The organism is Streptomyces sp. NPDC025638, from assembly GCF_055558775.1.
Genome location: NZ_JBVHLX010000013.1, coordinates 36004 through 57045, shown reverse-complemented (window position 1 = coordinate 57045; position 21042 = coordinate 36004). Strand labels below are relative to the sequence as shown.

Sequence of the window (21042 nt, the reverse complement as noted above, 5' to 3'; positions counted from 1 at the left end):
CGTGCACTGCGGTGTGCGGCGCCTCCAAAGCCGGCCGTGTCGGTTTCTTGTCCCTACTAGCCCTACCGGCTTCTGCGAGCCCATGGCAAGTGCGGTATGAGGTGATATGGCCGATAATGAGAGGTTGTTCGGGTGTTTGGAGTGCGCAGGGAAGGCGTAGTGTTCGAGGGCACCGGCCGGGTGCCGACAGGGCGCCGGCCGGGGAGCGGACAGCACATCCGCAGGAAGTCAGACAGCAGCCACGACCTCGGGAGACAGACGGCATGGACCGCGGGACGGTCGGCAGCGCACAGTCGGGCCGGCTATTGGTGGAGGTGCGGGAAGAGGGCTCCAGCGCCGTCGTGACGCCGGCGGGTGAGCTCGATCACCACACCGCCGATCTCTTGCGTGAGCCGCTCGACGGCCTGCTCGCCAAGGGCTTCTCGCGACTCGTCGTGGACTGCTCACGGCTTGAGTTCTGTGACTCCACGGGCCTGAACGTGCTGCTCGGGGCCCGTCTGAAGGCGGAGGCCGCCGGCGGCGGGGTGCACCTGGCGGGGATGCTGCCCGTGGTGGCCCGTGTGTTCGAGATCACGGGGGCGGATGCGGTCTTCACCGTTCACGACTCCGTCGAGGCGGCCCTGGCCGACGAGGCCGACGAGGCCGGCTGAGCCGTCGCCCCGGCCGTCCCCCGCCGCGGCCGCCCCGGTGGCCGCACCGGTCACACCGAAAAGGGGGTGTTCCGCCGGATCCGCCGGGCAGGAGACAAGCTGGACCTGTTGGCCCCGGGGGGCGCCACGGAACCGGCGAACGCCCCGTGTACGACCTGCGTACTGACTGGTACCGACCGACCGAGAATTCTGAATCGTGTGAATCGTGAACTGGTGAATCGGTGAGGTGAAGCGCTGATGAGCACCACCCGGCCCTGCTCGCCGGGCGACCGCGGCCCGGAGCCCAGTGGCGCTTCCGGGGCGTCCGAGGGGGGAGCGCCGGCGGTCGGCGCGTCCATGGGGGAAACGGCCGCACCGTCCGCGCGGGCGGAGGACCGCCACAACGGCCAGGGTCATCGGGACCAGGGCCCGGGGAGCGGCCGGGACGGCCGGGGCCGGCAGGTCCGCAGGCTGCGTCTGGACGGCGAGAGCGGGGTCGTCCCGCTCGCCCGTGATTTCACCCGCCAGGCGCTGTACGCGTGGGGCTGGCTGCCCGCCGTCGGCGCCGATCGGCGGGCCGCCGCCGAGGACGTCCTGCTGGTCGTCTCCGAGCTGGTCACCAACGCCTGTCTGCATGCCGAGGGCCCGGAGGAGCTGTTCCTCGCCTGCGACAACAAGGTGATCCGCATCGAGGTCACCGACCGCGGCACCGGCCAGCCGGCCCCCCGTACCCCGCACCGCGCCGGCCGCCCCGGCGGCCACGGGATGTTCATCGTGCAGCGGCTGTGCCTGGACTGGGGAGTCGTCCGCACCCCGGGCGTGTCCGGCAAGACGGTGTGGGCCGAGCTGGGCGCACCGGCCTGACCCTGTTACTCACGGTCACTGTCTCCATCGGAGCCCCCTCCCGCGCACGCCGGATCGTCACAACTCCGGCGTGCGCCTTGTCTTCCCTCCTCAAGGCCCCGGGCGTACCTTGACGGCCGATCTGATGTACCGTCAGGAATGGGGTGGACCGTGTCGTACCCGAAACGAACCGCCGCGCTCGTGTCCGCCGCGGCGCTGGCCGGGTCGGCGGTGCTGCTGGCCGCCCCCGCGGCCCACGCCGAGGTCGTCGACGTCAACTACCAGTGCAAGACGCCCATCGGCGACAAGAACGCCGTCTCGCCCATCGACATCAAGGGCGTCAAGAGCGGCAGCGGCTACAGGATCACCATGTCCTGGCAGAAGGGCGTCTCCTCCAGCCCGGTCGAGCTGGGCAAGGGCGCGATGAACCCGAGCGCCACCATCGTGCTGGGCGGCGCCGACAGCGGCACGCTGTCCGTGTCGGGCCCGGCCAACCAGAGCGCGATCCCGGCCAACACCCCCATCAAGATCAATGACTTGAGCGGCACCTACACACCGAAGAAGACCGGCAAGGTCACCTTCACCGCGGGTGCGCTCACCATCAAGGCGCTCGGTACGACGACGACCTGCACGCCGGCCAACAGCCCCAAGCCGTCGCTGACCCTGGACGTCACCGCGGCCGGTGGCTCCTCCGGCTCCTCGTCCACGACGTCCAACAGCGGCACCGACTCGGGCGGTCAGCTTCCGAAGACCGGTCCCGAGGACTCGGTCGTCGCGCTCGGCACGCTCGGCGGCACCGTGCTCCTCGCCGGGGCGGCGGGCGCGCTGTGGCTGACACGGCGGAATCAGGCCGCACGCCGCTGAACCCCGGGTCCGACCGTTTGAACCCCCGGGTCCGACCGTTTGAACCCCCGGGTCCGACCGCTTGACCCTCCGGGTCCGACCGCTGGAGCCGCCGATGCCGTCCGCCGCCCGTGTCCCGCGCCCGTCCCTCGTGCCCGCCCTCGCCGCGCTGACCCTCCTGCCCCTGATCACCGCCGCGCCCGCCGAGGCGGCGGGCGGCTGGTCCGTCGCGCCCTCGGGCGGCGGACGCCCGTCCTTCTACGCCGAGGGCGCGCCCGGGACGGTCCAGCAGGACACGGTGTCCGTGACCAACCGCGGCGCACGGCCGGTCACGGTACGGCTGAGCGGCACCGGCGTCCGGGTCACCTTCGCAAAACCGCGGCTGAGCGTCCCCGCCCGCACCCGGGCCGACGTCCCCTTCGCGGTGGCCGTCCCCGCGGGCGCCGCGCCCGGCGACCGGGCGGGCACGATCACCGTGCGGGACGGCGACGGCCGCACGGCCACCGTCCCGGTCCGTCTGCGCGTCGCCGGTCCCGCGCTGTCCGCGCTGACCGTCGAGCATCTGGCCGTGCACGCCGGGCGCATCACGTACGAGCTGGTCAACCGCGGTACGACGGTCCTCGTACCGAGACTCGCGGTACGCGCGGACGGGCTGTTCGGACCGGTCCTGGAACGCGCCCCGCGCACCCTGCCCGTCCGGCTGCCCCCGGGCCGGCGCCTGCGGCTCGACGAGCCGTGGCCCGACCGGCCGGTGCTGGACGCGGTCGACGTACGGCTGACGGTGACCGCGTCCGGCGGGGCGCGGGACTCGGCGAGCGCGTCGGTGCGGTTGGTGCCCTGGGGCGGTGTGGCGGCGGGGGCGACCCTGGCGGCCGGGACGGCCATGGCATTCGTCGTACGGCGCCGCAGGCGTCGTACGACCGGCAGCGAGGCACAACCGCCGTGCGTGGAAGCCGAGTCGACGGGAGTGCTGACGTGAGCGGGAGAGTGCGGATTTGGGCGCTGGTGGCGGTGCTCGCACTGCTCCTGCTGCCGCTCGCGGGCACGGCGACGGCGGCGGACGGGCCGACCGTCGAGCTCTCCGACTCCCAGGCGGGAACGGGTGGTTCGGTCACCGTCAGCGGCAGCGGCTGGCGGCCGCACACGCTGCTGATGATGCTGATCTGCGGCCAGGCCACCCCGTCCCGCGGCGTGATCGGCGGCACCAACTCCTGCGCCAACGGCGACGGCAGGGCCGTCACCACGGACGCCAAGGGCGGTTTCGGCAAGAAGCTGCCGGTCGCCGAGCCGCCGGTGCCGTGCCCGTGCGTGGTGCACGTGGCCACCGTGACCGGGGCGAAGGCCGACGCGGACGCGGTCCTCCAGGTCGCCGGGCACGCCGTCGAGCCGCTGCCCGCCGAGCCGTCCGGCGGGCGCCTGTCGATCCTCACCGACACCCGGCTCGAGGGGTCCAGTGGGCTGCTGGCCTGGTTCGGCGCCCCGCCGTCGCGCACGCTGGTCCTCACCGTCGGCAACGTCGGCTCCTCCGCCGTCAAGAACCCCGTCTTCCAGGTCGGCACCTCGCACGGCGTGTTCGCTCCGCAGTGGGACGAGCAGCGGTGGCGCGGCACCCTCGGGCCCGGCAAGAAGGCGCGGATCAGGCTGCCCGTCGAGCTCGCGGCCGGGGCGCACGGCGACTACACCGTCTCCCTCAAGTACGGCGGCAAGGTCCTCGCCGAGCAGCCGTGGGGCGTGGGGCGGCCCTGGGGCGTGACCCTGTTCTGGATCCTGGTCTGTCTCGTCGTACCGGCCGCGGTGTTCCGCGTCGGGATGGCGGTGGTGGACCGGGTGCGGCCGCGCGGGACCGGCGGCGCGGCCCGCAACCGCGGACCCCGTCCCTCCCGGCCGGCCTGGCGGCTGCCGGGGTTCGGCACCCCGGACGGCGCGCCCGCTCCGTCTTCGACCCTGCCGTGGTTCACCCCGGACTCCGATCCGGGCACGGCGGCCGGTCGGCTCTCCGCACCGCACGACGACAGCCCGAGGAGTCCTACGACTCCCACCACGAAGGGACCCATGTGAGCATGCGAAGGAGAGTCACACCGGTCGGCGGCGGCGTACGGAGAGCGGGCGCGGCGGGGGCCGCGCTGGCGCTGGGCGGGGCGGCGGTCCTGCTGGGCGTGGCCGCGACGCCCGCCCAGGCCGCCGAGGTGTCGTTCGCGACGCACTGTGTGCCGCCCGCGGGCATCGACCCCGTCGACGGCACCACCAAGGTCGAGATCACCGCGCCGGCCACCGCGAAGGTGGGCGACACCGTCGACGTGGTGTGGAAGTTCGTACAGGCCGCGTCGAAGAACCCCGACATCATCGACCTGCCCGCGAACTCGGTCCAGCCGTCCGGCGTCCTCAAGGCGGCCGGCGCCCAGAGCGCCGACATCGCGATGCAGGGGCCGCGGCAGAACCCGGCGATCCCCAAGGGCGCGGCCATGGTGCTGTCCGACATGAAGGGCACCCTGAAGCTGACGGCACCCGGTGAGGTGACGCTGACGCCGGACGCGTACACGGTCAACGCCATGTCGACCGACACCAAGTGCACGCCGAAGGAGACGGTGCAGAAGGCGGCGACCATCGAGGTGACGGCGGGCGGCGGCGGTTCGTCGAGTACGACGCCGGGGCCGACGACCTCGACCTCGCAGTCGGCCACGCCGACCCAGTCGAGCACGGCCACCGCCTCGGCCTCCCCGAGCGACGGCACCGGTCAGACCGACTTCACCGGCAAGGAGGTCCAGGTCCCCTACGCCTGCAAGACGCCCATCGGCGACAAGAACGCGACCTCGCCGGTGCAGATCAACGCCAAGAAGAACGGCGGGAGTTTCGACCTCACGGTGCAGTTCAAGAAGTCGGTGATGAACAGCCCGGCCGACATCCCGAAGGACTCCGTGAAGCCGTCGATGGAGGTGGTCCTGGGCGGTGCCGACAAGGGCACGGTGCATGTGGAGGGCCCGACGAACTCCTCCGCCATCAAGTCCGGCGACCCGATCGAGATCCCCGATCTGACGGGCACCTACAAGCCGGGGGCGAGCGGCTCGTCGACCCTGTCGCCGGGTGTCCTGACCATCAAGGCCCTGGGCACGACCACGACCTGCACGCCGACCAAGTCGGAGGTCTCCCTCACGCTGGACACCTCGCAGCAGGCGAACGGCGCCTCGGGCGGCACGTCGTCGTCCGGCGGTTCGTCCTCCGGCGGGAGCAGCGGGAGCGGAGGCCTGGCCGAGACCGGTTCGGGCGACCACGGCGCCCTCAAGGCCCTCGGTCTGGTGGCGGGCACGGCGATCCTGCTGGGCGCGGCGGTGTTCACCTTCATGCCCCGGCGAAACCCCCGCTGACCTGCTGATCCGTGGTTCCTCAAACCTTGCTCAGATCCGCCGCGCGAGTTTGCTCCCAAGATCGTAAGTGTCATAGCGTCCCCTGCGTTCGCGCAAGCAAGCGCGTGACGACATTGCGTCTTGCGCAACAGGGCAGTTGAAGGGTCTATAACCCGGTCTGTTGCGCGGCAGGGGAAAGAGGAAGCAAATGACCTGGGGGAAGAAGGCGGCGGGCGCTGCGCTCGCCGCCGTTCTCATGGCGACGGGGACCGGCCTGGCCACGGCGGGCACCGCGGAGGCGGCCGGCGCCAAGTACAAGTGCAAGGCCGAGGTGCACCTCGACCTCGGACGTCCGAAGGCCACGTCCAGCTGCAAGAAGTCGGCTTCGGGCAAGCCGGTGCGCCTGCAGCGGGTCAAGCTCGTCTGCGACGTGGTCCGGGGCACGGGCACCGGCGCGGAGCACACCATTCCGTGGTACCTGTGGGGTCCCTGGAAGAAGCCCGGTGAGAAGTCGACCGTGATGTGCGGGTTCCGCAGCTTCACCCGTTCGTGGTCGGTGGAGACGAAGGCCTGACGGCCGGCGCGCATACGGCGAGGGCCGCCGCACATGAAGTGCGGCGGCCCTCGCCGTATGCCGGGCGGTGCGTCAGTGCACGTCGCCCATCAGCGCCTTGACCTTCCGGCGGTACATCCACACCGCGAATCCGGCGAGGGCCGCGAGGGCCGCCTCCCCGAAGACGGCGCCCTTGCCGCTCAGGTCGACCCCGGCTATGGCCGGGTTGGACAGCAGGCTGGTGATGGAGTCGCCCGCGGTGACCGCGAGGAACCACACGCCCATCATCTGGCTGGCGTACTTGGCCGGGGCCATCTTCGTCGTCACCGACAGACCGACCGGGGACAGGCACAGCTCACCGACGGTCTGGATGAAGTAGATGCCGACCAGCCACATCGGGCTGACCGCGGTGCCGTTCGCCGACATGCCCAGCGGGATCAGGAAGAAGAAGAACGACATGCCGATCAGGACCAGGCCCATCGCGAACTTCACGATGGTGCTGGGCTCCTTGTCCCGGCGGTTCAGCCACATCCAGATCCAGGCGAACACCGGGGCCAGCGCCATGATGAACAGCGGGTTCAGCGACTGGTACCAGGAGGTCGGGAAGTCGAAGCCCAGCATGTCGTGGGACGCCTTGCCCTCGCCGAACGCCTGGACCGTGGACGCGCCCTGGTCGTAGATCATCCAGAACACGGCGGCGGCGACGAAGAACCAGATGTAGGCGCTCATCTTCGACTGCTCGGGGCCCGAGAGGTCCTTGTCCCGCTTGATGCGCAGCAGCACGCCCGCCGGGACGACCAGACCGATGACGGTCAGCGGGATCATCGCCCAGTTCAGGGTGAAGTGGCCGGTGAGGCCGACGACGCCGTAGAACACGGTCGCGACGATCAGCCAGGTCAGACCCTTGCGCAGCCAGGAGGTGCGCTCCTCGCCGGTCAGCGGCTTGGGGACGATGTTGCTCTTGGGGCTCAGGGTGCGGGTGCCGATCAGGAACGCGGCGAGGCCGATGGCCATGCCGACCGCGGCCATGCCGAAGCCGAGGTGCCAGCTGACCTTCTGACCGACGGTGCCGATGGCCAGCGGGGCGAAGAAGGCGCCCGCGTTGATGCCCATGTAGAAGATCGTGAAGCCACCGTCGCGACGCGGGTCGTTCGGACCGTCGTACAGGTGGCCGACCATCGTGGAGATGTTGGCCTTGAGCAGACCCGAACCGGCCGCGACCAGTGCGAGACCCGCGAAGAACGGCGCCTGGCCGCCGGGCAGCGCCAGCACGAGGTGGCCGCACATGATCGTGACGGCGGCGATGGCCACCGTCTTGCGCGGGCCCCAGACGCGGTCACCGAGCCAGCCGCCGGGCATGGCGAGCAGGTACACCATCGCCGAGTAGACGGAGACGATCACTGTGGTGGTGGCCACGTCCATGGCCAGGCCGCCACCCATGCTGCCCTTGCCGGCGCCTGGGCCACCGGAGAGCAGGTAGACGGTGAGGAGGGCCTTCATGCCGTAGTAGGAGAATCGCTCCCACATCTCGGTCATGAAGAGGGTGGCCAGTCCGCGGGGGTGGCCGAAGAAGGTCTTCTCGGAACCGGGGGTGCCCGGTTGGACCGAGTCCTTCGTCAGGCTGGACGCCATGGTCGTTCCTTGCTGGTCGGGACGCGCGCTGCCGCGTTGCGCGCCCGGTGGGGGAGTGGCCGGCACCGGCGGGGTCGGCACGTCCACCCCCACGCCCGAGGGGAGTCCGCTCCGGATCGCGGAGCGGCGGACGGCGACCACCGGGATCCACGCCCCATGACGCGTCATGCGTACGGAGCCCGGCCAGAGGTCATTCCTTTCAAGGCCGGTGGAGGACCGGCCCGCACACAAAAGAGACCCTCGGCGTCAACTGCCCGCCAAAGGTCCCCGGTGTACTACAGGCGTTGCAAGTCACTGTACGTCAGGACAGTGCCGGATATGGAAGGACTTGAGACACGGATCACAGGTGTCGCGGGAACCACGCACCCGATTTCGAAGGTCCCTCCTAGGGTCGCACCTGTCGGCCATAGGTTCGTACCACTGTGCCCCAAGGTAAGAATCCGGCCAGCCGATCACACCCCTGCACTACGGGCGGGCGGACTACCATCACCTCATGACCCGAGTACTGCTCGCCGAGGACGACGCGTCCATCTCGGAGCCGCTGGCCCGCGCCCTGCGCCGGGAAGGTTACGAGGTCGAGGTGCGCGAGGACGGACCCACCGCGCTCGACGCCGGAATGCAGGGCGGCGTCGACCTGGTCGTGCTGGATCTGGGCCTGCCCGGCATGGACGGCCTGGAGGTCGCCCGCCGGCTGCGTGCCGAGGGCCACACCGTGCCCATCCTCATCCTGACCGCGCGGGCCGACGAGGTGGACACCGTCGTCGGCCTCGACGCGGGCGCCGACGACTACGTCACCAAGCCCTTCCGGCTCGCCGAACTGCTCGCCCGTGTCCGGGCCCTGCTCCGGCGCGGCGCCGCCGAGCCGCAGCAGCCGCCGGCCACGCACGGCGTGCGGATCGACGTCGAGTCGCACCGCGCGTGGATGGGCGACGAGGAACTCCAGCTGACCGCCAAGGAGTTCGACCTGCTGCGGGTCCTGGTGCGCGACGCGGGCCGGGTCGTCACCCGGGACCAGCTGATGCGCGAGGTGTGGGACACGACGTGGTGGTCCTCGACCAAGACGCTGGACATGCACATCTCGTGGCTGCGCAAGAAGCTCGGCGACGACGCGGCCAACCCCCGGTACATCGCGACCGTGCGCGGGGTCGGGTTCCGCTTCGAAAAAAGCTGAGCGCTGCCGCTGAGGTGGGGCGACTGCCTCTCGGGGCGCCGTACCGGGCCCGGCTGCACAGATGCCCAAGGCACACTGGTCGTCGTAGAGCCACTGCCCGGAGGGCCCCGTGCGTCGTCGTCTCATTCAGTCCACCCTTGCCGTCGTCCTCGTGGTGATCGCGGTCTTCGGCGTGTCCCTGGTGATCGTCGAGACCCGCACCATCAGCAACAGCGCCCAGGAACGGGTGGACTCCGAGGCGGTGCGCCTGGCCAGCATCGTCGACAGCCGGATCCTCGGCGCGGAGAACGTCAACGCCGAGATCCTGCGCGACCAGGTCGCCAAGGAGCAGTACGCGGTGATCCGCCTCCCCGGCCGCGCGCCGATCGAGGTGGGCACCAAGCCGGAGGGCGACGTCATCCACGCCACGCAGGCCGGCGAGGAGGGCGAGACGGTCACCGTGCAGGAGCCGCGCTCGTCGGTGACGCGCGAGGTCGGCCGTACGCTGCTGATCATCGGTGCGGTGGCGCTGCTCGCGGTGATCGCCGCGGTCCTGCTGGCCGTACGCCAGGCCAACCGTCTCGCCTCCCCGCTCACCGACCTCGCGGAGACCGCCGAGCGCCTCGGCTCAGGTGACCCGCGTCCCCGGCACAAGCGGTACGGCGTGCCCGAGCTGGACCGGGTCGCCGACGTCCTCGACTCCTCGGCCGAGCGGATCGGCCGCATGCTGACGGCCGAGCGACGGCTCGCGGCCGACGCCTCCCACCAGCTGCGTACGCCCCTGACGGCGCTGTCGATGCGGCTGGAGGAGATCACCCTCACCGACGACCCGGACACGGTGAAGGAGGAGGCGAACGTCGCGCTGACGCAGGTGGAGCGGCTGACGGACGTCGTGGAGCGGCTGCTGACCAACGCCCGCGACCCGCGGACCGGCTCCGCCGTCTCCTTCGACCTGGACGAGGTCATCCAGCAGCAGCTCGCCGAGTGGCGCCCCGCCTACCGCAGCGCGGGCCGCGCGATCGTCAGCTCGGGCAAGCGGCATCTGCGGGCCGTCGGCACTCCGGGTGCCGTCGCCCAGGTGCTGGCGGCGCTGATCGAGAACTCGCTCATGCACGGTGGCGGCACGGTCGCCCTGCGCACCCGGGTCACCGGCAACCAGGCCGTGGTCGAGGTCACCGACGAGGGCACCGGGGTGCCGGCCGACCTCGGCGCCCGTATCTTCGAGCGGACGATCAGCGGGCGGAACTCGACGGGGATCGGGCTCGCCGTCGCCCGCGACCTCGCGGAGGCGGACGGCGGCCGTCTGGAGCTGCTCCAGGCCCAGCCCCCGGTCTTCGGCCTGTTCCTGTCCCGCACGCCCCCGCTCAGGAAGCATGACGAGAACCATCCGACGGTCCGCTAGGCAGGTCCCGCGGGAGGGCTACGGCACCCGCTGGGTGGCCCGGCGGGCGGCGGATCCCTCATCGAGGAACGACTCCGCGCTGGCGACGGCCTCGCGGGCCGGAAGCGCCTTGAAGACCCAGCTCCGGTAGGACCAGAAGCGGAACAGCGTCGCGACGCCGATGCCGAGGAACTTGAAGACGTTGCTCTGCAGCGGGCTGTCCCAGCCGAAGCCGTACGTCGCCGCGTACAGCACGCCGTTCTCGATCACCAGGCCGACCACGCTGAACAGCAGGAACAGCGTGAGTTCCTTGGTGCGCCCGCTCTTGTCGCGGTCCCGGTACGTCCAGTAACGGAAACCGATGTAGTTGAAGATGATCGCGACGACGGTCGCGATCACGCTCGCCCTGACGACCGGCAGGTCGGTGACGTGCCGTACCAGGTTGAACACGCCGAGATTGACAAGAAGTCCCGCGCCACCGACGGCGCCGAACTTGGCCACCTCGCGCACGAGTCGTTGCAGCCCCGAGGAACGATGTTCCATGGTCGTGCAGGCCCCCGTCCGTAGGTTCGGTCAACCCAGCCATGCTAACCGGCGCTCTTCGGCCTTTCCTGTGGACGGGCTCACGGGTCGGCATCAGATCGGAAAGAGCCGGGGAAAAGCAGGGCAAGAGGTGGCGAAACGCAGGGTAAGAACCCTGCTCGGAGGCGCGCGATCCGGCCGCGCCGGCACGGCCGATACCCTGGGGGCGTGACGTTCCCGGTAGTCGGCATGGTCGGCGGGGGTCAGCTCGCTCGTATGACACACGAGGCGGGCATCCCGTTGGGCATCAGGTTCAAGCTCCTCAGTGACACCCCTCAGGATTCCGCGGCACAGGTCGTGAGCGATGTCGTCATCGGCGACTACCGCGACCTGGAGACGCTGCGTGCGTTCGCGCAGGGCTGCGATGTGATCACCTTCGATCACGAACATGTACCCACAGAGCATCTGCGGGCCCTGGAGGCGGACGGTGTCCCCGTGCGCCCCGGCCCCGACGCGCTCGTGCACGCCCAGGACAAGGGCGTGATGCGGGCGAAGCTCGACGCGATCGGTGTGCCGTGCCCGCGGCACCGGATCGTGACGGACGCCGCGGACGTCGTCCGCTTCGCGGCCGAGGGCGACGGCTTCCCCGTCGTCCTCAAGACCGTCCGCGGCGGCTACGACGGCAAGGGCGTGTGGGTCGTGGAGTCGGCCGAGGAGGCCACCGACCCGTTCCGCGCGGGCGTCCCGGTCCTCGCCGAGGAGAAGGTCGACTACGTCCGCGAGCTCGCCGCCAACGTCGTACGGTCCCCGCACGGCCAGGCGGTCGCCTACCCGGTCGTAGAGTCCCAGCAGGTGAACGGCGTCTGCGACACCGTGATCGCGCCCGCTCCCGGCCTGGACGAGGCCCTCGCCCTGAAGGCCGAGGAGATGGCCCTGACCATCGCCAAGGAACTCGGCGTCGTCGGTCACCTCGCCGTCGAGCTGTTCGAGACCCGCGACGGCCGTGTCCTCGTCAACGAACTGGCGATGCGCCCGCACAACTCGGGTCACTGGACCCAGGACGGCGCGGTCACCTCGCAGTTCGCCAACCACGTCCGCGCGGTCCTCGACCTGCCGCTGGGCGACCCGCGTCCGCGCGCCAGGTGGACGGTCATGGCGAACGTCCTCGGCGGTGACTACCCGGACATGTACTCGGCGTACCTGCACTGCATGGCCCGCGACCCCCAGCTCAAGATCCACATGTACGGCAAGGACGTGAAGCCCGGCCGTAAGGTCGGTCATGTCAACACCTACGGCGACGACCTGGACGAGGTGCTGGAGCGCGCCCGTCACGCTGCCGGCTACCTGAGAGGCACCATCACCGAATGAGCCCAGTTGTAGGCATCGTCATGGGGTCGGACTCCGACTGGCCCGTCATGGAGGCCGCCGCCCAGGCGCTCGACGAGTTCGAGATCGAGTACGAGGTCGACGTCGTCTCCGCGCACCGCATGCCGCGCGAGATGATCGCGTACGGCGAGCAGGCGGCGGAGCGCGGCCTGAAGGTGATCATCGCGGGCGCGGGCGGTGCCGCCCATCTGCCCGGCATGCTCGCCTCGGTCACCCCGCTGCCGGTCATCGGTGTCCCGGTCCCGCTGAAGTACCTCGACGGCATGGACTCCCTGATGTCGATCGTGCAGATGCCGGCCGGTGTCCCCGTCGCCACTGTCTCCGTGGGCGGCGCCCGCAACGCCGGTCTGCTCGCGGCCCGCATCCTCGCCACGCACGACGAGGAACTCCTCACCCGTATGCGGGAGTTCCAGCAGGAACTGAACGACCAGGCGACCGAGAAGGGCAAGCGCCTGCGCGCCAAGGTCGAGGGCGTGAGCGGCTTCGGCTTCGGCTCGGGGAAGTGACGGCGATGGCTTCACCGGAGGAAGCCCGGGCACTCCTGCGGGAGTTTCCCGTCGTCGACGGCCACAACGACCTGCCCTGGGCGCTGCGCGAACAGGTCCGCTACGACCTCGACGCCCGTGACATCGCCGCCCACCAGAACGCCCATCTGCACACCGACATCCCGCGGCTGCGCGAGGGCGGGGTCGGGGCGCAGTACTGGTCGGTGTACGTCCGCTCGGACCTGCCCGACGCGGTCCCGGCGACGCTGGAACAGATCGACTGCGTACGGCAGTTGATCGCGCGCTACCCGGACGACCTGGCGCCCGCGCTGACCGCCGCCGACATGGAGTCCGCGCGCGCCGAGGGCCGGATAGCGTCGCTCATGGGCGCGGAGGGCGGCCACTCGATCGCCAACTCGCTGGGCACGCTGCGCGGGCTGTACGGCCTCGGCGTCCGCTACATGACCCTCACCCACAACGACAACAACGCGTGGGCGGACTCGGCGACGGACGAGCCGAACGTGGGCGGCCTGTCGTCCTTCGGCCGTGAGGTCGTGCGGGAGATGAACCGCCTCGGCATGCTCGTCGACCTCTCCCATGTGGCGGCGACGACGATGCGCGCCGCGCTGGACACCTCCGTCGCCCCGGTGATCTTCTCCCACTCCTCGTCGCGTGCCGTCTGCGACCACCCGCGCAACATCCCGGACGACGTGCTGGAGCGCCTGCCGGTCAACGGCGGTGTCGCGATGGTGACGTTCGTACCGAAGTTCGTGCTCCAGGCGGCGGTCGACTGGACGGCCGCGGCGGACGAGAACATGCGTGCCCACGGCTTCCACCACCTCGCCACCACCGCCGAGGCGATGAAGGTGCACCGCGCCTTCGAGGAGAGCAACCCGCGTCCGGTCGCCACGGTGTCGACCGTCGCCGACCACCTCGACCACATGCGCGAGGTCGCCGGCATCGACCACCTCGGCATCGGCGGCGACTACGACGGCACGGCCTTCACACCCGACGGCCTCAGCGACGTCTCCGGCTACCCGAACCTGATCGCGGAACTCCTCGACCGCGGCTGGTCCAGGCCCGACCTCGCCAAGCTGACCTGGCAGAACGCGGTACGGGTACTGGGCGCGGCGGAAGACGTGGCCCGAGACCTCCAGACGACACGCGCACCGTCCAACGCGACCATCGGAGAACTGGACGGCTGATCGCCGAGGGGCGGAGCGGCCCGGTGCGTCCGGCCGCCCCGCCCCGAACGACAGCCCCTAGGCAGGGCCAGGGTCGATGCGGCACAGGCAGAACGGATGCCCGGCCGGATCCGCGAACACCCGGAAGTCCTTGTCCTCGCCCTCCTCCAGGTCCAGTGGCCGGGCACCCAGCGCCAGCACCCTCTGCTGTGCCGCGTCGACCTCCTCCCAGGTGGACCCGGCGTCGAGGTCGAGATGGAACTGCTGTGAGTTCCGGTCCGCGCGCGGCCACTCGGGCGGGGTGTAGCCCGGTGCCCGGTTGAAGGCGAGCCGTGGCACACCGGGTGCCTCCAGGACGACCCAGTCGTCCTCCTCGACGCGGGGCGTGCCGCCCACCACCGCCGCGTAGAACCCGGCGAGCGCGACCGGGTCGGGGCAGTCGACGACGACGGAACGGAAGCGGGCGACCGGCTCCATGGACTCCTCCTGGCTCAGCTGAGGCACAGACAGAAGGGGTGCCCCGCCGGGTCCGCGTACACACGCCAGGTGCGCGACCGGTCCGCCGCGTCCAGTGGCTTCGCGCCCAGTTCCAGCACCCCCTTCTCGGCCGCGTCCAGGTCCGCCACGACCAGGTCCAGATGGAACTGCTGGGAGCCGTCGGACGAGGGCCACTTCGGCGCTACGAACCCGGGCGACTCCTGGAACGCCAGCGCCTGCCCGTCGGACACCTTGAGGTCCACCCACTCCCCCTGGTCCTCGATGGTGCCGCCGAGCACCCCGGCGTAGAAACCGGCGAGCGCGCGTGGGTCGGGACAGTCCAGGACGACGACGCCCAGCTTGGCGAGAGCCATGACTTCCTCCTCGAAGCGAGTGACCAGGGAAAGGGGGTCACCTGTGTTACCCATAGAGGTGGGCAACCAGTAACCGTTACCTCATGCTCCCGCATCGGAGGTAACGTCGCAAGGGAATTCGTGAGAGGTAGCGTCACGGCCATGAGTGAGAGATCGCCCGCCCCCGGGGGCCTGGCCCTGGTCGAGTCCCTGGTGAACACGCTCGACCTCGAATCCGGCGGCGACTCGCTCGACACGCCGGAGGGACGGGCCCGCTTCGGGCTCACGCAGGACGAACTGCCCGGCGCGCGCGAACTGCGCGAGTCGCTGCGCGCGACGCTGCTCGCCCACGCCGGACACCCGCCGCACCGCGCGGTCACCCCCCTGGGCGAGCTGCTGGCCCGTGCCCCGCTGTATGTGGCGGTCGACGAACGGGACGGCTCCGCCGCCCTCGCCCCCGCCGCCCTCGCCGACGGGGCCCCGCTGCTGTCCCGGGTCGCCGCGGCCGTCGCCGAGGCGCTGGTGGCGGGCACCTGGAACCGGCTGAAGGCCTGCGAGGCGGTGACCTGTCACTGGGCGTACTACGACCGCAGTCCGGCCGGCCGCGGCCGCTGGTGCTCGATGCAGGTGTGCGGGGCACGCGCGAAGATGCGCCGCTACCGCGCCAAGGAGCAGTAACGGAGCAGTGGACGAAGGGGCCGTACCCACAGGGCGCAGTGCCGAAGGAGCGGCAACCCACAGGTGGTTCATCGGTCATCCAGTGGCCCCGTGGTGCAGAATGCAACAGGACGCCGGTTCGGCCGACTGAGCCTCGGCCGAACCGGCGTCACCCTGTCTGCGGGGACTCAGGCGGTCGGACGCCCCATCGCCCGGTACGTCCACCCGGCCCGCCGCCAGTGCTCCGGGTCCAGCGCGTTGCGCCCGTCGAGGATCACCCGGGCCGCCGCGACCTCGCCCAGCGCCGCCGGGTCCAGCTCGCGGAACTCCCGCCACTCGGTGAGGTGCAGTACGACGTCGGCGCCCCGGACGGCGGTGAGCGCGGAGTCGGCGTACCCCAGCGTCGGGAAGACGCGGCGGGCGTTGTCCATGCCCTTCGGGTCGTACACCGTGACCTGACCGCCCTGCAGATGGATCTGGCCCGCCACGTTGAGCGCGGGCGAGTCCCGGACGTCGTCCGAGTCGGGCTTGAAGGCGGCGCCGAGGACCGCGACCCGCTTGCCGAGGAAGGAGCCCCCGCCGAGCGCCTCCCGGGCCATCTCCACCATCTGCCCGCGCCGGCGCATGTTGATGGAGTCGATCTCCCGCAGGAACGTCAGCGCCTGGTCCGCGCCCAGCTCGCCGGCGCGTGCCATGAACGCCCGGATGTCCTTGGGCAGACAGCCGCCGCCGAACCCGATCCCGGCGCGCAGGAACTTCTTGCCGATCCGGTCGTCGTGCCCGATGGCCTCCGCCAGCTTGGCGACGTCGCCGCCGGCCGCCTCGCAGACCTCCGCCATGGCGTTGATGAAGGAGATCTTCGTGGCCAGGAAGGAGTTCGCGGAGGTCTTCACCAGCTCGGCGGTCGGGAAGTCGGTCACCACGAACGGCGTGCCCTCGCTCATCGGGGTGGCGTACACCTCCCGCAGCAGCTTCTCGGCCCGCTCGCTGCGCACGCCGACCACGATCCGGTCCGGGTGCAGGGTGTCCTCGACGGCGAAGCCCTCGCGCAGGAACTCCGGGTTCCAGGCCAGCTCGGCGTCGGCACCGGCGGGCGCGTGCTCGGCCAGGTAGGCGGCGAGCCGGTTTGCGGAGCCGACGGGCACGGTGGACTTGCCGACCACGAGCGCGGGGCCGGTCAGATGGGGGGCGAGGGAGGCGACGGCGGCGTCGACGTACGACATGTCCGCCGCGTACTCGCCGTGCTTCTGCGGGGTGTTCACACACACGAAGTGGACATCGCCGAACTCGGCCAGCTCGGCCCAGTCCATGGTGAACCGGAGTCTCCCGGAGGAACCCTCGATACCGGCGACATGCCTGCGCAGCAGCTCGTCGAGCCCCGGCTCGTACATCGGGGTCTCGCCGCGCTCCAGCATCGCGATCTTCTCGGGCACGACGTCCAGTCCCAGCACCTCGAAACCGAGTTCGGCCATGGCCGCGGCGTGCGTGGCGCCGAGGTAGCCGGTGCCGATCACGGTGATCTTCAGGCTCATGGAGTGCTCCAGATCGGGTACGTCGCAGGTGCGGAGCCGAGCATAGTCGGGCCGCCCACCGGGCAATTTCCCGGCTGTCGCCAAGCTCACGTAGGCGCGTCGTGGGCGGCCCTTTAAAATTTGAGTTACTTAACGGTAATTAGCGTCAGTATCACTGCGTCTTTGGAGCGTGAGAGACCGTGGCCGGATCGGCTGACTTCGACCTGTACCGCCCGTCCGAGGAGCACGACATGCTCCGCGACGCCGTCCGTTCGCTGGTCGAGGCGAAGATCGCGCCGTTCGCCGCCGCGGTGGACGAGGAGGCACGCTTCCCGCAGGAGGCACTGGACGCCCTGGTCGCGGGCGACCTGCACGCCGTTCACGTACCCGAGGAGTACGGCGGCGCGGGCGCGGACGCCCTGGCCACCGTGATCGTGATCGAGGAGGTGGCACGCGCCTGCGTCTCCTCCTCCCTCATCCCCGCGGTGAACAAACTGGGTTCGCTCCCGGTGATCCTCTCCGGGTCCGAGGACCTGAAGAAGAAGTACCTGTCCCCGCTGGCCAAGGGCGACGCGATGTTCTCGTACTGCCTCTCCGAGCCGGAGGCGGGCTCGGACGCGGGCGGTATGACGACGAAGGCGGTCCGCGACGGCGACCACTACGTCCTCAACGGCGTCAAGCGCTGGATCACCAACGCCGGCGTCTCCGAGTACTACACCGTCATGGCGGTGACCGACCCGTCCCGGCGTACCAAGGGCATCTCGGCCTTCGTCGTCGAGAAGTCGGACGAGGGCGTCTCCTTCGGCGCCCCGGAGAAGAAGCTCGGCATCAAGGGCTCGCCGACCCGCGAGGTCTACTTCGACAACGTCCGCATCCCCGCCGACCGCATCATCGGCGAGGAGGGCACCGGCTTCGCCACGGCGATGAAGACCCTGGACCACACCCGCATCACGATCGCCGCCCAGGCGCTCGGCGTGGCGCAGGGCGCCTTCGACTACGCCAAGGGCTATGTCCAGGAGCGCAAGCAGTTCGGCAAGCCGATCGCCGACTTCCAGGGCATCCAGTTCATGCTCGCCGACATGGCCATGAAGATCGAGGCCGCCCGCCAGCTGACCTACGTGGCCGCCGCCAAGTCCGAGCGTGGCGACCGCGACCTCACCTTCCAGGGCGCGGCCGCCAAGTGCTTCGCCTCGGACGTGGCGATGGAGGTCACCACGGACGCGGTCCAGCTCCTCGGCGGCTACGGCTACACGCGGGACTACCCGGTGGAGCGGATGATGCGCGACGCGAAGATCACGCAGATCTACGAGGGCACGAACCAGGTCCAGCGGATCGTGATGGCGAGGAACCTGCCGTAGGCGGCAGTTGCAGGAGTTCGAGGAAGGCGCCCCGCGGGGCGCCTTCTGCTCGTCGGGTGCGGGGAGCCGTCGGGGAGCCGTCGTACGAATGGCACTACCCGGCGGTCGGGCGTAGGACGGAAGCACACGGGGCCCGCCCAGGGCCCCTCTCCCTCTCAGGAGGAGCCATGACCCAGCCCGGAACCATGAGCGCCATGAGCAAGGAGATGCAGGACTGCGTCCAGGCCTGCATGTCCTGCCACGCCACGTGCGAGGAGACGATGAGCAACTGCATGCAGATGGGCGGCCAGGCCCAGATGCAGATCATGCGCGCGCTCATGGACTGCTCCGAGATGACCCGTATGTGCGCGGACATGATGATGCGCCGCTCGCCCATGTCCGCCGAGATGTGCGCGATGTGTGCCAAGGCGTGCGACATGTGCGCCGAGGCGTGTATGGCCATGCCCGACGACCCACAGATGATGCGCTGCGCGGAGGCGTGTCGCCGCTGCGCCGAGACCTGCCGCACGATGGCGGGCGCGCGTATGTGACGCCGGCCCGACACCGCTCAGGGGCACCCCCGCCGGGTGCCCTTGATCGTTTGTGCGGCAGGCTGTGCCCACGGGGATCCCGTCCGATGCGACCGCTGCCTTCGACGCCGCCGAACGCGCCATGTGGGAGGGGCGGGCCGCGGCGTACGCCGACAGCTTCGGCCGGTTGTGCGCGCACCCCGTCGAGGCGCTGCTGGACGCGGCGGACGCCGGGATGGTGGCGGCGGCCCGGGAGCGCGGGGTCGGCGCGCGCGTCGCGGTCCTTCCTGAACTGCCCTTCGCCGACGGCGAGTTCGACGCCGTCGTGGCAACTTCGTACTCAACCACGTCGGCCGCCCGCGCGCCGCGCTCGCGGAGCTGCGCCGAGTGCTGAGGCCCGGCGGGCGGATCGCCCTGACGCTGTGGGGCGCGCGCCGCGGCGTCGGCCAGGAACTGCTCGGCCGGGCCTGCGCCGAGGGCGGGGCCGTACCGCCCGCGTACCTGCCCCGCCTGGACCCCGCCGAGGACTTCACCCGGACTCCGGAGGGCCTCGCGAAACTGCTGGCAGAGGCCGGCTTCACCGACGGGCACGCCACCGAGCACACCTGGAACCACCGGACCACGGTGGAGGAGTGGTGGGGCGGAGCGGCCGGCGGGGTCGCCACCGTGGGGCTGGTCGTGACGGCACAGGACGCGGAGACGGTCGTACGGATCAGGCGGGAGTACGAGCGACTGAGCGCCGAATACGCCGATGGGGAAGGGCGCCTGGCCCTTCCCCATGTGGCGATCCTCGCGACCGGTACGGCCTAGTTGCCGGAGACGGTGACCGGCTCGTCGTTCTTCAGCTCGTCCACCAGGGTCTTCACCTTCGCCTTGTCCCAGACGAGGTTGCCGCCCGAAGAGCCGGAGACCGGCATGTTCATGGACTTGCCGTCACCCCCGCTGACGCCCTTCATCGCCCAGAACATGGAGGCCAGGTCCCACAGGCTCATGTCCTTGTCGACGGTCAGGGAGTCCAGGCCCGCGCCCATGGTCGGGTAGAACTTGAAGGGGTTCAGGACCGTCGACGGCGTGGCCACCTGGTGGGCCAGGGCCGACAGGAACTTCTGCTGGTTCTTGGTGCGCTGGAGGTCGCTGGTCGCGAAGGCGTGCCGGGTGCGGACGAAGGCGAGCGCCTCCTCGCCGTTCAGCGTCTGCTTGCCGGCCTTGAAGTCCGCGCCCGAGTACTTGTCCTTGAAGCCCTTGTCGATGTCGATCTCGACGCCGCCGACGGCGTCGACTATGTTCGCGAAGCCGGCGAAGCCGATCTCCACGTAGTGGTCGATGTGCAGGCCGGTGTTGTACTCGATGGTGCGCACGAGGAGCGTCGGGCCGTCGAACGCGTACGCCGCGTTCAGCTTGTTCGTACCGAGCGGCCCTCTGATCTTGCCGGACTCCGAGCCCTGGAACTTCGGAATCGTGACGTTCGAGTCACGCGGCAGCGAGATCAGCGTGTCGCCGTTGTCGCCGACGTGCAGGATCATCATCGAGTCGGTGCGCTGGCCCTGGGCGGAGCCGGTGTGCAGCTTCTTCTTGTCCGCGGACGACATGCCCTTGCGGCTGTCCGAGCCGACGATGAGGTAGTTGGTGCCCGAGCCCGTCTCCGGCCGGTCGATGACCTTCGACAGGTCGACGTCGCGGTGGAGCTTGGAGTCGGCCCAGAAGTAGGTCGCCACGGATGTGACGACCAGCACGGTGGCGAGGGTGATCGCCGTCCACTTGATGCGCTTGCGCCAGTTCGGCCGCGGCCGGTACTGGCCGACGTCCGGGTCCATGTCGTTGTCGTTGGGGACGAAACCGCCGCCACCGCCGCCGTACACCTGGCCGGTGTTGTAGCCGCTGTCGTAGTCGTCGTAGCCGTCGTCGTATCCCTGGCCGTCGACGTACGACGGCTGCTGCGGGACCCCGGCGCCGTACGGCGGCGCCGACCGGCCGCCGTTGTCGTACCCGCCCTGCCCGGGCGGGGTCGCCGGGCCGCGCCGGACCTGGCGCATCACGCGGGCGCCCTCGGGGTGCGCGCTGGCGCTACCGCGTCCGTACCGGTTGCCGCGGTTTTCGTCGGACCATGCCTCGGGCCAATCGTTCATGCGCCCCAGTGTGCAGTGCGCGGCCGTGTCCCTTACAAGGGTCATCGGAAAATCAGGGCCGTGCTGTTGCGAAGCTGACACAAATTCCCCGAATGTCACTTC

At 70.5% G+C, this 21042-nt stretch carries 22 protein-coding genes; 16 read left to right on the top strand and 6 right to left on the bottom strand.

All coding sequences use genetic code 11. The features are described 5' to 3' along the window. Positions 1-263: 263 nt before the first annotated feature. From ACZ4EG_RS30400 to ACZ4EG_RS30370, 7 genes are all read left to right on the top strand, one after another. On the top strand, positions 264-650 hold the full coding sequence (locus ACZ4EG_RS30400) for an STAS domain-containing protein (RefSeq protein WP_363300239.1): 387 nt from the start codon (positions 264-266) through the stop codon (positions 648-650). Between the two features lie 237 nt (positions 651-887). Next, positions 888-1493, top strand: a complete 606-nt coding sequence (locus tag ACZ4EG_RS30395; protein WP_453555072.1) for an ATP-binding protein — start codon at positions 888-890, stop codon at positions 1491-1493. A gap of 150 nt (positions 1494-1643) precedes the next feature. Continuing rightward, positions 1644-2336, top strand: coding sequence for an LPXTG cell wall anchor domain-containing protein (locus tag ACZ4EG_RS30390; RefSeq protein WP_467792824.1), 693 nt, complete (start codon positions 1644-1646; stop codon positions 2334-2336). A gap of 94 nt (positions 2337-2430) precedes the next feature. Beyond that, positions 2431-3294, top strand: coding sequence for a hypothetical protein (locus ACZ4EG_RS30385; RefSeq protein WP_467792823.1), 864 nt, complete (start codon positions 2431-2433; stop codon positions 3292-3294). Then, positions 3291-4373, top strand: a complete 1083-nt coding sequence (locus ACZ4EG_RS30380) for a hypothetical protein (RefSeq protein ID WP_467792822.1) — start codon at positions 3291-3293, stop codon at positions 4371-4373. The genes ACZ4EG_RS30385 and ACZ4EG_RS30380 overlap by 4 nt, the downstream gene beginning before the upstream one ends. Before the next feature lie 2 nt (positions 4374-4375). Beyond that, positions 4376-5677: a hypothetical protein gene (locus tag ACZ4EG_RS30375; protein WP_453555066.1), complete on the top strand. Its 1302-nt coding sequence runs from the start codon at positions 4376-4378 to the stop codon at positions 5675-5677. 187 nt (positions 5678-5864) lie between these two features. Next, positions 5865-6230 (top strand): hypothetical protein, encoded by a 366-nt coding sequence (locus ACZ4EG_RS30370; protein WP_390709954.1) that lies wholly within the window; start codon positions 5865-5867, stop codon positions 6228-6230. A 72-nt stretch (positions 6231-6302) separates the two neighbouring features. Here the strand turns inward: ACZ4EG_RS30370 and ACZ4EG_RS30365 are convergent, their stop codons facing one another. Then, positions 6303-7841 carry a peptide MFS transporter gene (locus ACZ4EG_RS30365; RefSeq protein ID WP_467792821.1) on the bottom strand — a complete coding sequence of 513 codons (1539 nt, stop codon included), beginning with the start codon at positions 7839-7841 and terminating at the stop codon, positions 6303-6305. Between the two features lie 493 nt (positions 7842-8334). Here ACZ4EG_RS30365 and ACZ4EG_RS30360 point away from each other — a divergent pair, with 493 nt between their 5' ends. Both ACZ4EG_RS30360 and ACZ4EG_RS30355 read left to right on the top strand, forming a co-directional pair. Next, positions 8335-9012 carry a response regulator transcription factor gene (locus ACZ4EG_RS30360; protein ID WP_018566970.1) on the top strand — a complete coding sequence of 226 codons (678 nt, stop codon included), beginning with the start codon at positions 8335-8337 and terminating at the stop codon, positions 9010-9012. A 109-nt stretch (positions 9013-9121) separates the two neighbouring features. Beyond that, positions 9122-10393 (top strand): ATP-binding protein, encoded by a 1272-nt coding sequence (locus tag ACZ4EG_RS30355; protein ID WP_453555061.1) that lies wholly within the window; start codon positions 9122-9124, stop codon positions 10391-10393. An 18-nt stretch (positions 10394-10411) separates the two neighbouring features. On the opposite strand, the gene ACZ4EG_RS30350 is transcribed toward ACZ4EG_RS30355, so the two are convergent. Next, positions 10412-10915, bottom strand: a complete 504-nt coding sequence (locus ACZ4EG_RS30350) for a GtrA family protein (RefSeq protein ID WP_467792820.1) — start codon at positions 10913-10915, stop codon at positions 10412-10414. A 207-nt stretch (positions 10916-11122) separates the two neighbouring features. Here ACZ4EG_RS30350 and ACZ4EG_RS30345 point away from each other — a divergent pair, with 207 nt between their 5' ends. The 3 genes from ACZ4EG_RS30345 to ACZ4EG_RS30335 are packed head-to-tail and all read left to right on the top strand — an operon-like array spanning position 11123 to position 13970. Next, positions 11123-12262, top strand: coding sequence for a 5-(carboxyamino)imidazole ribonucleotide synthase (locus ACZ4EG_RS30345; RefSeq protein WP_453555057.1), 1140 nt, complete (start codon positions 11123-11125; stop codon positions 12260-12262). Further along, on the top strand, positions 12259-12786 hold the full coding sequence (purE, locus tag ACZ4EG_RS30340; protein WP_453555055.1) for a 5-(carboxyamino)imidazole ribonucleotide mutase: 528 nt from the start codon (positions 12259-12261) through the stop codon (positions 12784-12786). Before ACZ4EG_RS30345 ends, purE begins: the two co-directional genes overlap by 4 nt. A gap of 5 nt (positions 12787-12791) precedes the next feature. Continuing rightward, positions 12792-13970: a dipeptidase gene (locus tag ACZ4EG_RS30335; RefSeq protein WP_453555053.1), complete on the top strand. Its 1179-nt coding sequence runs from the start codon at positions 12792-12794 to the stop codon at positions 13968-13970. A gap of 57 nt (positions 13971-14027) precedes the next feature. Here the strand turns inward: ACZ4EG_RS30335 and ACZ4EG_RS30330 are convergent, their stop codons facing one another. After that, positions 14028-14426 (bottom strand): VOC family protein, encoded by a 399-nt coding sequence (locus ACZ4EG_RS30330; RefSeq protein WP_453555051.1) that lies wholly within the window; start codon positions 14424-14426, stop codon positions 14028-14030. A gap of 14 nt (positions 14427-14440) precedes the next feature. Then, on the bottom strand, positions 14441-14800 hold the full coding sequence (locus ACZ4EG_RS30325) for a VOC family protein (protein WP_467792819.1): 360 nt from the start codon (positions 14798-14800) through the stop codon (positions 14441-14443). A 141-nt stretch (positions 14801-14941) separates the two neighbouring features. Between ACZ4EG_RS30325 and ACZ4EG_RS30320 the strand changes: the two genes are divergently transcribed. After that, positions 14942-15457, top strand: a complete 516-nt coding sequence (locus tag ACZ4EG_RS30320) for a CGNR zinc finger domain-containing protein (protein WP_467792818.1) — start codon at positions 14942-14944, stop codon at positions 15455-15457. A gap of 167 nt (positions 15458-15624) precedes the next feature. On the opposite strand, the gene ACZ4EG_RS30315 is transcribed toward ACZ4EG_RS30320, so the two are convergent. Further along, the gene (locus ACZ4EG_RS30315; RefSeq protein WP_467792817.1) at positions 15625-16968 is read right to left on the bottom strand and encodes a UDP-glucose dehydrogenase family protein; all 1344 of its coding nucleotides are present in this window, start codon (positions 16966-16968) and stop codon (positions 15625-15627) included. A 179-nt stretch (positions 16969-17147) separates the two neighbouring features. On the opposite strand from ACZ4EG_RS30315, the gene ACZ4EG_RS30310 reads away from it, so the two are divergent. The 3 genes from ACZ4EG_RS30310 to ACZ4EG_RS30300 all read left to right on the top strand — a co-directional run bounded on the left by ACZ4EG_RS30310 (position 17148) and on the right by ACZ4EG_RS30300 (position 19624). Further along, entirely contained in the window at positions 17148-18305 is a 1158-nt protein-coding gene (locus tag ACZ4EG_RS30310) for an acyl-CoA dehydrogenase (RefSeq protein WP_453555043.1), read from the top strand. Positions 18306-18472: 167 nt separating this feature from the next. Further along, positions 18473-18835 (top strand): four-helix bundle copper-binding protein, encoded by a 363-nt coding sequence (locus ACZ4EG_RS30305; protein WP_390709964.1) that lies wholly within the window; start codon positions 18473-18475, stop codon positions 18833-18835. Between the two features lie 366 nt (positions 18836-19201). Then, on the top strand, positions 19202-19624 hold the full coding sequence (locus ACZ4EG_RS30300) for a hypothetical protein (RefSeq protein ID WP_467792816.1): 423 nt from the start codon (positions 19202-19204) through the stop codon (positions 19622-19624). Here ACZ4EG_RS30300 and ACZ4EG_RS30295 read toward each other — a convergent pair. After that, entirely contained in the window at positions 19621-20940 is a 1320-nt protein-coding gene (locus ACZ4EG_RS30295; protein WP_467792815.1) for an LCP family protein, read from the bottom strand. The genes ACZ4EG_RS30300 and ACZ4EG_RS30295 overlap by 4 nt on opposite strands. Positions 20941-21042: the final 102 nt, after the last annotated feature.

Bases quoted from the DNA above. Each gene is read 5' to 3' on its own strand.
- ACZ4EG_RS30400 (WP_363300239.1), top strand. From the start codon at position 264: ATGGACCGCGGGACGGTCGGCAGCGCACAGTCGGGCCGGCTATTGGTG.
- ACZ4EG_RS30395 (WP_453555072.1), top strand. From the start codon at position 888: ATGAGCACCACCCGGCCCTGCTCGCCGGGCGACCGCGGCCCGGAGCCC.
- ACZ4EG_RS30385 (WP_467792823.1), top strand. From the start codon at position 2,431: ATGCCGTCCGCCGCCCGTGTCCCGCGCCCGTCCCTCGTGCCCGCCCTC.
- ACZ4EG_RS30375 (WP_453555066.1), top strand. From the start codon at position 4,376: ATGCGAAGGAGAGTCACACCGGTCGGCGGCGGCGTACGGAGAGCGGGC.
- ACZ4EG_RS30370 (WP_390709954.1), top strand. From the start codon at position 5,865: ATGACCTGGGGGAAGAAGGCGGCGGGCGCTGCGCTCGCCGCCGTTCTC.
- ACZ4EG_RS30365 (WP_467792821.1), bottom strand. From the start codon at position 7,841: ATGGCGTCCAGCCTGACGAAGGACTCGGTCCAACCGGGCACCCCCGGT.
- ACZ4EG_RS30360 (WP_018566970.1), top strand. From the start codon at position 8,335: ATGACCCGAGTACTGCTCGCCGAGGACGACGCGTCCATCTCGGAGCCG.
- ACZ4EG_RS30350 (WP_467792820.1), bottom strand. From the start codon at position 10,915: ATGGAACATCGTTCCTCGGGGCTGCAACGACTCGTGCGCGAGGTGGCC.
- purE (WP_453555055.1), top strand. From the start codon at position 12,259: ATGAGCCCAGTTGTAGGCATCGTCATGGGGTCGGACTCCGACTGGCCC.
- ACZ4EG_RS30335 (WP_453555053.1), top strand. From the start codon at position 12,792: ATGGCTTCACCGGAGGAAGCCCGGGCACTCCTGCGGGAGTTTCCCGTC.
- ACZ4EG_RS30330 (WP_453555051.1), bottom strand. From the start codon at position 14,426: ATGGAGCCGGTCGCCCGCTTCCGTTCCGTCGTCGTCGACTGCCCCGAC.
- ACZ4EG_RS30325 (WP_467792819.1), bottom strand. From the start codon at position 14,800: ATGGCTCTCGCCAAGCTGGGCGTCGTCGTCCTGGACTGTCCCGACCCA.
- ACZ4EG_RS30320 (WP_467792818.1), top strand. From the start codon at position 14,942: ATGAGTGAGAGATCGCCCGCCCCCGGGGGCCTGGCCCTGGTCGAGTCC.
- ACZ4EG_RS30315 (WP_467792817.1), bottom strand. From the start codon at position 16,968: ATGAGCCTGAAGATCACCGTGATCGGCACCGGCTACCTCGGCGCCACG.
- ACZ4EG_RS30305 (WP_390709964.1), top strand. From the start codon at position 18,473: ATGACCCAGCCCGGAACCATGAGCGCCATGAGCAAGGAGATGCAGGAC.
- ACZ4EG_RS30295 (WP_467792815.1), bottom strand. From the start codon at position 20,940: ATGAACGATTGGCCCGAGGCATGGTCCGACGAAAACCGCGGCAACCGG.